Raw genomic sequence first — 12,162 nt, 5'->3', positions numbered from 1 at the left:
TATTTTAGATTCTGTACTAATTTAGTATTAATATCTAACTCTAGCAACGGCAAAAACCAATGATAAATTTCGATAGCTTCTTGAATTCTACCTGCATTTACCAAATTGTTAATTGCTACTGTTTCTGTAGGAAATGCACAAACCAATCCATCTGCTCCCAATAATGTACTTTCTAAAGCCAATGTATCTACTCCACATAAGATTGCAAAACGATCTCCAAAACGATTTTTCATTCTTGTAATATTTGAAAGGCTTAACCTATTAAGTCCAAAATTTCAAGTCTTTCTTTTGCCAGAATATATCTTGCACGGACATCATCAATTTGCTGTTGAGTTAATTTCTTCCCAAAGGTACGAAGCCCTCCAGCAACATCATTATGATGAATTCCCATAGCAAGTTTAAGATATTCCATAAGCAACGGCTGAGCATCCAGATACGATAATGAATTTAAAGCCTGAGAAATTTTGTTTGCCTCTGCCCATTCTCCATTTAAAACATACTCCTGCATAGTAACACTTGCTTTTGGGAAGATACAACCAACACCTGTAATTCCACCACATGCACCTGCAAGTCCTGCATGTACAGTGACTGTGTCTACTCCTGCCAAAATTTTTGAATCTTTGTTCTCTAACACCAAGGTTTCAATAATTGAAACATCTATAGTCGATATTTTAAGAGCAGTTACCTTAGGAAGAACAGAGAGTCTTTTAAGAAGATCTGTTGACAGCGCATGATAACCAGCTGCATCAGGATTATTATAAGGCATAATTGTAACGCCTACATCTTTTGCAGTTTCTTCAGAAAGTGCATAGTACTCATACATTTCTTTTTCAGAAGGAACCGCCTTAGTTTTTGGTGGCATGACCATGACTGTATCAACTCCAACTGTTGCAAGTCCTTCAACGATTTTGGCAAGTTCTTCCTTAGTTTCTGCTGCTGCTCCACTAATCAACGGGACATTGTATTCTTTAGCAACCTCAGAAAGGGATTTAAGTAAGGAAAGACGCTGTTTGGTGCTCAGGTAGCTATTCTCACCCAGAGTTCCAGAACCGACAAGTCCGCTCATTCTGCTTCCGCCCTTTCCTTGAACTTTTAAAATACCTGCAGCCTGTTTTTGTGTTGCATCAAGGTCAATTTCAAGAGCGCCAGATTTTGACTCTTTCAACCATGTAAACACGGCTGGCATTACGCCATTCCATTTTAAACTCATTGTTTGATAATTTATTTTTTAGCAAAATTATAGTTTGTTTGGCTTGCTTAATAATGCCTGTTTATCCAAAATAAATACTATATTATCCAAATACGAAATTTTAACAATTAATTAGAGTATTATTTATGTATTTTTGAATGAGATGTGTTTATTGAGGCGCTGAAACAAATTTAATACAAGTGAAAGTTTTACCATTTAAAATACCAAAACCTGAAGATGATGCTTTTGTTTTTCAGGTAGATTATGCAAATACCTTTTACGACAAACTGCATCAACATGAAGAAATTCAAATAAGTTATATTGTTGAAGGTGAAGGCACTTTAATTGTTGGAGACACCATAAATTATTATACCAAAGATGATGTTTTGATTATTGGAAGTAATATTCCTCATGTATTTAAAACTGATGTGGAAGCTTCAAAAAAATCGCATATGCTCACCTTGTTTTTCACCAATCAGTCTTTTGGACCTTACTTTTTTGGGCTTGAAGAATTAAAAGAATTAGCACCATTTTTTAAACGTGCTAAACATGGTTTTAAAGTAACTTCAAAACAAAAAGTAATTAAAGATTTGTTTTTTGAAGTTGAAAACTCATCTAAACTAAACCGATTCATTACGCTTCTTCAACTTTTAAAAATCACATCAAAATGTAATTACAAAAGTTTATCTTCTTTTATTTATGATAAAAAATACTCTGACAATGAAGGTAATAGAATGCGTAATGTGTTTGAATACACTATGAATAATTTTGAAAAGGAGATTACATTAGATACTATCGCTGAAGTTGCAAACATGACTAAAAATGCGTTTTGCAAATACTTTAAAAAGCGTACTAATAAAACTTATGTTCAGTTTTTAAATGAACTACGATTAGAATATGCTAGTAAACTTTTACTATCAAACGAAGATTTATCAATTTCTGAAGTTGCAGAAAAATCTGGTTTTAATAATATGTCTAACTTTAACAGACAGTTTAAGGTTGTAAAAAACACTAGTCCTTCTTTATTTAAAAAGAATAATCGTTATACGAAAGTTCTATAAGCAAAGGTTCCATTAAGTTTATTTTGCTAAAAGTTATGCTGCTATTTGTTGGCTTATATTATATGTTGAAATAATTGTAATATCATCCGTTGCTATTACCTGACCTTCTTCAATAATATTAGCAAAAACTGATAAGATTGTATAAGAGAACCAAATATTAACCAACATTAAAGGTATTTGCAAGGCATCTTTTATTCCTAATTTTGAATCATCTACATGTACCCATCTATCCAAAGGTTGCTCATACATACAATTCATTATGTTTTTTGAACCAAAGTGTTTTTTTAGCCTTAAAAATATTTCTACATCAAATAACCACCTTGTTAAAAATGAATTGTCATACGCAACTGGAATAATATTTCGTTTAAAAACTTTTGCACCGCATTGAGTATCTTCAATTGGTAAACCTAAAATTAAATAAACTATCATTTTCACCATTTTAGAAAAAACATTTCTAAACAAGTTTCTTTCAATTTGCCCTTCACCTTTTCCTCTTGAGCCATATACTAAAGATAACTTATCATTGTTATGCAATGTATCTACCAACTTTTTAAAGTCTTTAAAATCGGTAGATAAGTCTGCATCAATAAAACCTATGTAGTCAATATCTTGTCTATTATAAAGATAGCGCGCACCAGATCTTACAGCTGCTGCTTTACCTGCATTCTTTTTCACATCTACAATACTTATTTTATTTTGAGCTTGCTCTTGAATGTCTTGTAATACCTTTAATGTATTATCTTTACTTCCATCATTAACAAAACATAAATGGTATTTGTTATGTGATTGAATAAATTTAATAAAAGCTTTAGTATCCAATCTTTTTTCTTCGTTATAACACGGTATAATAATTCCAGTTTTCATAGTAAACTTGTTTTGATTTATGTCTCAAAAGTATCAGCGATTGACGTCTTTTTTGGGTGTAAATCGTTGGCTGGAATGGTTGTGTAGATGAATGAAAACTTTACTTCGATAAATACCACTCGTCGAAACAAAACTTTGTTATATCTTTAATTCGTAGAAAAGAGCTTACATTTTTCAATGAAAGAAAAGTCAAATAAATATTTAATTGTTGCTATACTTATAGGATTAGCATTTCATGGAACTTCTATATTTTTTACTTTAGAAGAAACATACGATGCCCTGATTCATTTGTTTTTTGCAGATCATTATGCCAATAGTTGGTTTGAGCCTTGGAATTATAAATGGTATACAGGGTTTACGGTAATGAGCTATCCGCCATTAGTGCATCAAGCTATTGCTGCATTTTCTTTTATTGGAGGTTTAAAGTTTGGGTTATTTACTATAGCTATAATTAGTGTAATATTATTTATAACTGGAGTTTATCGATTTTCTTTATTAATCACTTCAAATAAAGCTGTTGCAGGTTACGCAGCAATTTTATCTGTATTTTCTTCTTCCTTTGTAGAGACTTTACACTTATTTGGGCAATTACCAAGTATTATTGGTATATCTATTTTAATGCATGCCTTACCAGAAATTTATTTGTGGTTAAAAACGGGAAAATATCGATTTCTATTTACTTCATTATCCCTAATAGCTGTTACTGTAACATCACACCATGTAACTCCTATTTTTGGTATGGTCTTTTTTGTTTTTCCACTAATAGGCATGGTTATTATGGACGAATCAAGAGAACAGGTTGGATCCATAAAAGCTATTACAATTAAAGCCTTTCTTAATAGTTTCTTTAAGTTATTTAAGCGTATTATAAGTTTTGGGTTAAGTTCTCTTGTTATAATTATAGGATGTATACTGCCTTATTGGATAAATTCAAAAAATAATCCTATTACCCAAGTTCCTATCCCTCATGGATCTCGCGATAATTTTTTAGAAATATCCTCTTCAGGGTTGGTGTTCTTCTTAATTCCTTGGGGTGTACTACTTATACTTCTTCCTTACATTTTTTATAGATATTACAGTAAACGCTATTTGTTTTTTGGTTTATCAATAAGTATATTATTTATTTTAGGAACTGGAGGCACAACGTTTATCCCTAAGTTTGTGTTAGGTGAAACCGCCTATAATATTTTAACACTTGACCGATTTACACTTTGGGCATCAATCATGTCTTTACCTCTTTTTGGGGAATTTACGTATCGATTTGTTCAAGGCGATTTAAAAACTATAATTCAAGACAAATTTGGAGCTATTTATCATCGAATTATTGGTGGACTACTCGCCAGCTTGGTTATTTTCATGACTATTTTCACCATGAGTTTGGGGTATTTTAGGCCTTCACAACCTCAGCAAATTAAAATGTTGCCTATTGTTAATTTTCTTAATCAAGATCAGCATGACCAATGGCGCTATATGACTTTAGGTTTTGGCGATCAAATGGCTTGGTTATCTACACAAACTAATGCCTTAAGCGTTGATGGCAACTATCATTCAGCAAGACGATTACCAGAACTCACAACACGGCCTATTGAGCGCCTTGAGAACTCCAAATTTAAAGGTTTAGAAGGCATTGGATCTTTACAACAGTTTTTAACTACCCCAGAAAAGTATCATCTTAAGTATGTCTTTTCTAACGATAAGTTTTACGACCCCATATTATATTTCTGTGGGTGGCAGCGTTTGCGTCAGTTAGAAAATGGTATTCAAGTATGGGAAAAGCTAAATGTTCCACCTATCTCATCCATTTTACCTAAAGAAGAGGTTGCAACATGGCAAAAACTACTTTGGGGTATTGTTCCATTTTTAACTATTATTATAGCTTTTATATTAAATATCCAATGGCTATGGATTCGAGCTTTAAAAGCAAGATCTAGAACAATTCCTGGGTATTTGAGTTTTGAGAATAGTTATAGTTTGTTTCCAAAAGGGCTTCTTAAAACAACACATATTTGGGCTGTATTTTTGGTTATCGTTATAGGCTATAGCACCTATAAATTCTATATAAAAAATGATGCTCATCATTCGCCAGAAAATGCAATATTGGCTTATTATGATGCACTTGATTTTAAAGAATTTGAAAAAGCACATCATCTTATTAACCCAGAAAGCAATATGCCAATTGCTCAATATATGCTAGAGATTTCGGTAACTGACGGCTTATTGAGTTCGTATGCCAAATTAGATGCTATAGAAACCATTATTACTAATAAGACAGACCGTTTAGCAACTATTAAAGTAAATACCAATTGGATTACACCTTTAGAAAAAATTAAGAAAACCAATTATAAATCTCTTATTAAATTAAATAGTAAATGGTATATCCAACCAGAAGATATTGATTTAGATTTACCACCAGACCAGCTATATTCAGATAATTCCACTGGATATTTTAATCAAGGTCGTAGACGCATTACTACAGAACAAACCCATCATGAAGATGTTTTGAAACAACCAGTTTTAGAAATACTTTCAGCTAAATTGATAAAACGTGATAATAGTTATGCTTTAATTGGAGAAATTCAAAATATAGATAATGTTCCAGCAGATGTTGTTTTAAAAGGCACTTTATATAATGATGATGATAAAGAACTAGCAACCTTTAACGCCAAATATCATGTAAAACATAAATTACTACCAAAGGAAGTTACTTCCTTTAAAATTAATTTTGAAGGCATTGCATGGTCTAAAACTCAAGATTCTATACCTAAAACATTTAACCCTGATGAGTTTACACCTATTGAATTTAGTGAGCAACCTACTAAATTCAACTTACAAGTTGCTGGTAATGTTTCTGGATCTGATTTGTATAAAAAAGTTACTATTAGTGATTTAAATATCTCTCCAGAAGCTATTAGTGGTAAATTATTCAATTCTGGATTAAAAGAAATTACCATTCCCCAATTACTTATTACCTATTATGATGAAAACAAAAATATGATTTGGGTAGATCATTTATTTCTAGAAGAAGGTATCAGACAGCAGCGGCAACAAAGTTTTGAATATCTACTTTTAAAAGACAAAAACCTCAACATAATAACTGATAATATGGAAAACTGTTTTGTAAATGGTTTACCAAATGAAGATATTTCTAATAAAATAGTACCCAATAGAATTAAAAACCAAACACATGTTGCTTTACAAACCATAGAACACGCAAATTATAAGTTTATAAAAATAGAAACTAATAGTTATATAGGAAATTCAAATTAATGACATTAAAACCTACATATCTTTTAATAATTACATTGGTGTTTTCATCATTCGTATCATCTGTAGATGAATCGATTATTAATAACAACATTCAATTACTTACTTCAGAAACTGAGTTTGAGGCAGGAAACACTATCGCTTTAACATTTTCAAATACTAATGCTTCTAAACCTAACTTATATTTAAGTAATAGTTATGGCTCTACAATTATTAACCCTCATCTAGAAAATGGTATTTTAAATTATCAACTTCCCAAAACCTTCAGCAATAAAACGGGGGTAATTAGCTGGAATTTATTAGGTGATGATACACCGCTTTCTGGTAAGCTTAATATATATCCAAAACAAGAAGTAACAACTATGGAAACGTACTTAGGCCCTCCAAGTATTGAAGCTGGAGGAGCAGATTATACCATGTTAGTTGTTATTCCAACAGATATTTATGATAACCCTTTAAAAGATGGTACGGCGGTTTCAGTAAAATATCAATTTTTAGAAAATAAGAGTAAAGATGTGGTTTACATGAAAAATAGTATCAGCTATAGAAATATATATTCAGAGACAAAAACAGGTAGAATCCTTATCAGTTCTGAATGTCTTAGCAAAAACTCAAAAGAGTATGATGTTAATGTTATGCCAGCAATTCCAACAGATTTTACCATAACCTACAATCGTAATCACGAGTATGCCGATGGGAATCAAATCACAAATTTTTCAACCTCTATTATAAAAGACAAATACGGCAATATTGTTAGCGATGGTACTTATGTTGATTTTTTTATAACCAATGCTTCTAACCATATTCTCAAAACGTCTGGCAGCACCATTAATGGCATTGCAAAAGCTAAAATGATTCATCCAGACCACGAAGAAAATTGGGTGGTTAAAGCCTTTATAGAAGGGATGGCTGAAAGTGATAGCTTATCATTAATTTACAAACAGGCTATTTTAGATTTTCAGATTGCTTTTTCTGATGATAACAGAACGATAAGTGTTGGCCCTTTAAAAAGTTTTATGAACCAAATGATTCCTGATGGTTTAGAAGTAAAGCTACACATCTACCAAAACGATAAAAAAGTTAAAACACTTTTTAAAAGCACATTTGAAGGTTATACCAATTTTAAATTGAGTTCTGATATTTTTACAAAAGGCGCTTATACTTTTAAAATAGAAACTGCTGGTATTCAAAAAGTATATCAAAATATAAAACTATGATAGGCATTAATAAAAACATATTACGTGCGGTTTTAATACTATCTTATATCGCTATAACTGCATTGGTTGTTTTTGGTATTAGTAGTTTATACAGTTATCTTAACACAGGTGCAGATAGAAGTGCTATACTGCATACAGATATTAAAAAAATAGACCAGTACTTACCAAAAATTACCTGGGCGCCTTTAAACAACGAAGGTCGACCAATGAATGAGCAAACCTTAAATGCTATTGAAAATGATTATTTAGATGCTTGGTATGTAAAACATATAGCCTATAAAATAAATAAAACCATTGGTATAGACGATTATTATACTGACAGTTCGCGTGAAAATATCTTCAATATTATTGAACAAAATAAAACTAAAAACATCACTGTTGAAGGTACAACATTAAAGCATCATCCAACCTTAGAGTTTTTTAGTGAAGATGGTCAATTAGTGGTTATAACAGATAACGATGTTGTTGAATACAAGCGTATTTATGAAAATGAAAATATCATTTTAGAAACCACAGAAAAATCGACTTACAAAGTTATTTTATTATTAGAAGATGGGTTTTGGCGTATTCGGCATATTATAAAACAAAAAACAGAGGTTTATAATGCAGATATTAATCCGGTTTTAAATAACATAACCAGTATAAAAGGCATTAATTATTATCCTCAAGCTACACCTTGGAATATGTTTGGCGACAAATTTGATCCAGCTATCATTACCAAAGACTTTAAACTTATTAAAGAATCTGGACTCAATAGCATTCGAATTTTTGTGCCTTACGAAGCTTTTGGAAAAGCTAATATTAATATTAAAAAACTAAAAAAACTTACTCAATTATTAAACTTGGCTGAGACACAACAATTAAAGGTAGTGGTGACTTTGTTTGATTTTTATGGTGACTATTCGGTACTGGATTGGACGTTAAACCAACGCCATGCAGAAACCATAGTATCTACTTTAAAAAACCATAACGCATTATTAGCTTGGGATATAAAAAACGAACCTAATTTAGATTTTGAATCCCGTGGACAAAAACACGTCATAGCTTGGTTGGATAACATGATTGATTTAGTGAAATCTGTTGATAAGAAGCATCCTGTTACTATAGGGTGGTCTAATGCTAAAAGCGCTAAGTTTCTAAAAAACAAACTGGATTTTATCACTTTTCATTATTATGAAGATTTAGATGATTTGGAGGCAATATACAAAGGCTTAAAACAAGACATTCCTAATAAACCTATCGCAATTACCGAATTTGGCATGTCGTCATATAAAGGACTTTGGAATCCTTTTGGCAATTCAGAAAAGAATCAAGCTGAGTATCATAAACAAGCACAAAACATTTTTAGCAATAATGATATATCATTTATGTCTTGGACGCTTTATGACTTTATAGAAATACCAAAGGAAGTCGTTGGACGACTTCCTTGGAGAAAACGGGCTCAAGAACATTTCGGATTTATAACCCAAAACGGAGAGACTAAACCCGCTTTTAAATACATCTCTAAAGAATAGATTCATTAACACTTAACTTTTAAATAGGCTTTTCTTTCGAGATATATGGAGCAAAAAGTTTGGGTAACTATTTTAAGCTATAATTTGATCTTCTATTATTACTACTTCTTTTTTATTAATGATATTCTCAAATGTATGTATATACATATCTGCAATTTTTGACATTGGATAAGCTGTTGCCGCTTTATAATTTGCTTTTTCTAATTCAACTCTATAAGCATTGTTTGAAAGAATATTTACTATGGCTTGAGCTAAACTGTTAACACTTTCTGGTTCAAAAAATTCACCTCTGTAACCTTCATCTTTTACCAGCAGTGCCAAATCTCCTAAATCTGGCATAACTACTGCTTTACCATAACTTCCTGCCTGGTGTAATACTCCAGAGCTTCCTGTTGTAGACGTATAAGGAAAAACCACTACAGCACTTTCTTTAAATAGTTTTGGCACATCTTCTTCTGCTACATATCCAGTAAAGGTTACACCTTCTACATGGCTATATGCTTCTTTTACAGATTCTAAATACCCTGGTGTATTAGGGTTATCTGTTCCTGCAATAACTACCTCTAAATTAAAATTTGAATGTTGTTTAATTAATTCAACAGCTTCAATCATTCCTTCCACTTTTTTGTAGGTTCCAAACTTCCCAAAAGTCATCACTTTAAAAGGTTGTAATGGCACATCATAAGCAGGTTCTTCAAGAATTTCAAAAGTACCATGAGGTATTAATTTTACATTTTTAGCATTATATTTTTCTTCTAAAATATCTACATACTTTTGCATGGTTAAAGCAACTACATCAGCTTGCAGAATTAATCTTGTAAGCGTGCTTCCTATAAATCCATAAATTTTTTGCATGATTTTGTTATTGGTAAACCCTGCTTTTCCTAAATCTACTTCTTCTAAAATATTGTGTAACAAAACGATATTAGGTATTTTCTTTAGCTTACAAACAAATGGCAACATTAAACCTAAAGCAGCAGCTACTTTTTTATCACCAAATTTCATAAACTGTAAATTAAATAACACAGAGTCTGGTTTAGTTTCATTAATAGCTTTAGTAACACTATAAATGTTTTTATAGCTATTAAATGTCCAGCATTCTTTTATTGTTATTTTACAACCAGCTTCGGCAAAATTGATATCTTTTTCACCTTCAGTTCTGTCAGTTAACAATACAATTTCTGTAATATCTTCTTTTTGTCTAAAGTGCTTTACTAAATGATAAGCGTATTCATTTAAAGTGACTTTACTTGGCGGATATGCTGTTACAATTGCTAGTTTCATAAGTTCTTTTTTTATTGTTATCAAATGGTCTTATGGTGTATCCAGTTTTTATTTATTCAGAATATGAACATTTAGTTCTGGATGATTCATAATGATTAGTTTTTTAATTACACTGTAAATTTGGGGTTTTTAAATCCTAAAAAGGGGGCATTATAGACGGGTTAACATTTGCTGTAGACGAATGGTAATTTGCCTTAGATTAATCAAAAAATGCATTTAGACTTATACTTTCCTGTTCGATTTAACTTGATCTAGTTTAAAGAATACTACCTGAATGATTAATAATAATATCATTGCGAAAATCTGCATGTGTACTACTTGCTCTAAACTCTCATGGTAAAAAACAACCAACACCATTTGAAGCATTCCAAACACTCCTGAAATAATAACTGGCACATACCTATCTAAAGACAAATAGTAATACGCAAATATGTTAGAAATGGCAAACATACTTGTGGCAATAGCATACTTCCATAAAAGCGGTGCCATAGTTATATAACTGTTACCAAATAGTAAGTTTATAATGGTTTCTGGAAAACTTAAACATGCTAAAACAATGGCAAATGAAATAATTGCTATATAACCAACGTATTTAAATAATATAGATGCTGTTTCTTTTCCTTCTTTTTTAAGTTGAACCACTGTTGGCAATAAAAGCATTACAAACATCCAAGCTATAAAGTAAACTACACGCCCTATTAAAGCTAACGAAGCATATAAACCAGCTTCATAAGATTCAAAATAATGTTTAACTAAAAGAATATCACTGTTATTAATAATGATTTGTGTCAACTCATAAAACGCCGTTAAAATAAAAAATCGTTTTACCTGTTTAGCGTGCGATACATCTATTAATGTTTTTGTATTAAAAGCAATCGTTTTGAATTTAAAAGGGAGTAATCCAAACCCAAAAGAAATTAAAATTCCAATAGCAATAACAACTGAAGATTGAATGTTAAATAAAAATAGTAACCCCAATGTAATTAATAGGCGACTCAACATTTCGGCCTGATACGTTACAGATAATGCTTTAAATGCTTTTTTTCCTTGAAAAACACCTCTATTCACACTCATTAAAAAATACAAAGGCACACCACAGCCAAAAATCACAAACATACTAGAGGTTGATGTATTAAATAGGTGCTGTAATTGTGCAGCAAAGCATATAATTATTGCACCCATAGCAATACCTACCGCAAGCGCATTTTTATAAATTTTTGAAATAAAGCTTTTAAATAATTGATTTTCGAATAGTACTGAAAATTTTGCTGTTACTAATTGAAAAGTCATAGCTATAAAAGAGAGCACCAATAAAAATGTAATAAGTACTGCAGCATCAGCAAATTGAGCTGGCCCTAGCAAACGACCAAGAATTAAATTATACAAATAATTCCCGCCGTTTACAGCCAGAACACTTATCATAAACAACTGTTCTGGTGTTATCTTTTTTCTCAAATTATTTGCTATTGTAATCATTTCTAAAAATGTTATTAAGGTTTGCCGCTTCAAATTCTTTACTAATACGTTTGTTATCTTTTCCTAAAACAAATAATATCTTGCTTCGTCTTTTTGCTTTAGCCGAAATAAACTGCATAACGTTTAAAGCTCTACTGTCTATACGCTTAACTTGTTTAAGGCATATAACAATCTCGTAATACCTATCTAGCAAATTGTTAAAGTAATTGGCTGCTTGGTTACTATGTGCATTTGTAAAATCGCCATGGATTTCAAAAACGCCTTTGTTGTTTATTATTTGAAAGTTCATAATA

9 protein-coding genes and 1 pseudogene are annotated in these 12,162 nt (G+C 31.2%); 4 read left to right on the top strand and 6 right to left on the bottom strand.

Features of this window, described 5'->3' with window-relative positions; all coding sequences use genetic code 11:
* Positions 1 to 2: 2 nt before the first annotated feature.
* Positions 3 to 251, bottom strand: a pseudogene (locus M3P09_RS03125) (dihydrodipicolinate synthase family protein); the annotation flags it as partial.
* A gap of 2 nt (positions 252 to 253) precedes the next feature.
* Positions 254 to 1,210, bottom strand: a complete 957-nt coding sequence (locus tag M3P09_RS03120) for a dihydrodipicolinate synthase family protein (RefSeq protein WP_249971981.1) — start codon at positions 1,208 to 1,210, stop codon at positions 254 to 256.
* A 179-nt stretch (positions 1,211 to 1,389) separates the two neighbouring features.
* Here M3P09_RS03120 and M3P09_RS03115 point away from each other — a divergent pair, with 179 nt between their 5' ends.
* On the top strand, positions 1,390 to 2,250 hold the full coding sequence (locus M3P09_RS03115; protein ID WP_249971980.1) for an AraC family transcriptional regulator: 861 nt from the start codon (positions 1,390 to 1,392) through the stop codon (positions 2,248 to 2,250).
* Positions 2,251 to 2,283: 33 nt separating this feature from the next.
* Here the strand turns inward: M3P09_RS03115 and M3P09_RS03110 are convergent, their stop codons facing one another.
* Complete coding sequence (locus M3P09_RS03110) at positions 2,284 to 3,114, bottom strand: dolichyl-phosphate beta-glucosyltransferase (RefSeq protein ID WP_099564683.1); 831 nt, start codon at positions 3,112 to 3,114, stop codon at positions 2,284 to 2,286.
* A 177-nt stretch (positions 3,115 to 3,291) separates the two neighbouring features.
* Here M3P09_RS03110 and M3P09_RS03105 point away from each other — a divergent pair, with 177 nt between their 5' ends.
* From M3P09_RS03105 to M3P09_RS03095, 3 genes are read left to right on the top strand one after another with little or no spacing between them, the layout of a single operon-like run.
* Positions 3,292 to 6,381 carry a hypothetical protein gene (locus M3P09_RS03105; protein WP_249971979.1) on the top strand — a complete coding sequence of 1,030 codons (3,090 nt, stop codon included), beginning with the start codon at positions 3,292 to 3,294 and terminating at the stop codon, positions 6,379 to 6,381.
* Positions 6,381 to 7,595: a hypothetical protein gene (locus M3P09_RS03100; protein WP_249971978.1), complete on the top strand. Its 1,215-nt coding sequence runs from the start codon at positions 6,381 to 6,383 to the stop codon at positions 7,593 to 7,595. The genes M3P09_RS03105 and M3P09_RS03100 overlap by 1 nt, the downstream gene beginning before the upstream one ends.
* The gene (locus tag M3P09_RS03095) at positions 7,592 to 9,109 is read left to right on the top strand and encodes a glycoside hydrolase family 2 TIM barrel-domain containing protein (protein ID WP_249971977.1); all 1,518 of its coding nucleotides are present in this window, start codon (positions 7,592 to 7,594) and stop codon (positions 9,107 to 9,109) included. The genes M3P09_RS03100 and M3P09_RS03095 overlap by 4 nt, the downstream gene beginning before the upstream one ends.
* 72 nt (positions 9,110 to 9,181) lie before the next feature.
* Here the strand turns inward: M3P09_RS03095 and M3P09_RS03090 are convergent, their stop codons facing one another.
* From M3P09_RS03090 to M3P09_RS03080, 3 genes are all read right to left on the bottom strand, one after another.
* On the bottom strand, positions 9,182 to 10,393 hold the full coding sequence (locus M3P09_RS03090; RefSeq protein WP_249971976.1) for a glycosyltransferase: 1,212 nt from the start codon (positions 10,391 to 10,393) through the stop codon (positions 9,182 to 9,184).
* A 222-nt stretch (positions 10,394 to 10,615) separates the two neighbouring features.
* Positions 10,616 to 11,869 (bottom strand): oligosaccharide flippase family protein, encoded by a 1,254-nt coding sequence (locus M3P09_RS03085; RefSeq protein WP_249971975.1) that lies wholly within the window; start codon positions 11,867 to 11,869, stop codon positions 10,616 to 10,618.
* The gene (locus M3P09_RS03080) at positions 11,850 to 12,158 is read right to left on the bottom strand and encodes an STAS domain-containing protein (protein ID WP_249971974.1); all 309 of its coding nucleotides are present in this window, start codon (positions 12,156 to 12,158) and stop codon (positions 11,850 to 11,852) included. Before M3P09_RS03080 ends, M3P09_RS03085 begins: the two co-directional genes overlap by 20 nt.
* Positions 12,159 to 12,162 lie beyond the last annotated feature (4 nt).

The organism is Jejuia spongiicola, assembly GCF_023502325.1.
Lineage (GTDB): Bacteria > Bacteroidota > Bacteroidia > Flavobacteriales > Flavobacteriaceae > Wocania_A > Wocania_A spongiicola.
The sequence above is the reverse complement of the archived record's forward strand: the minus strand, read 5'-3'. Positions and strand labels throughout refer to the sequence as shown.

Excerpts from the sequence above, each read along its gene's own strand:
- M3P09_RS03120 (WP_249971981.1), bottom strand. The coding sequence starts at position 1,210 with ATGAGTTTAAAATGGAATGGCGTAATGCCAGCCGTGTTTACATGGTTG.
- M3P09_RS03110 (WP_099564683.1), bottom strand. The coding sequence starts at position 3,114 with ATGAAAACTGGAATTATTATACCGTGTTATAACGAAGAAAAAAGATTG.
- M3P09_RS03105 (WP_249971979.1), top strand. The coding sequence starts at position 3,292 with ATGAAAGAAAAGTCAAATAAATATTTAATTGTTGCTATACTTATAGGA.
- M3P09_RS03100 (WP_249971978.1), top strand. The coding sequence starts at position 6,381 with ATGACATTAAAACCTACATATCTTTTAATAATTACATTGGTGTTTTCA.
- M3P09_RS03095 (WP_249971977.1), top strand. The coding sequence starts at position 7,592 with ATGATAGGCATTAATAAAAACATATTACGTGCGGTTTTAATACTATCT.
- M3P09_RS03090 (WP_249971976.1), bottom strand. The coding sequence starts at position 10,393 with ATGAAACTAGCAATTGTAACAGCATATCCGCCAAGTAAAGTCACTTTA.
- M3P09_RS03085 (WP_249971975.1), bottom strand. The coding sequence starts at position 11,869 with ATGATTACAATAGCAAATAATTTGAGAAAAAAGATAACACCAGAACAG.
- M3P09_RS03080 (WP_249971974.1), bottom strand. The coding sequence starts at position 12,158 with ATGAACTTTCAAATAATAAACAACAAAGGCGTTTTTGAAATCCATGGC.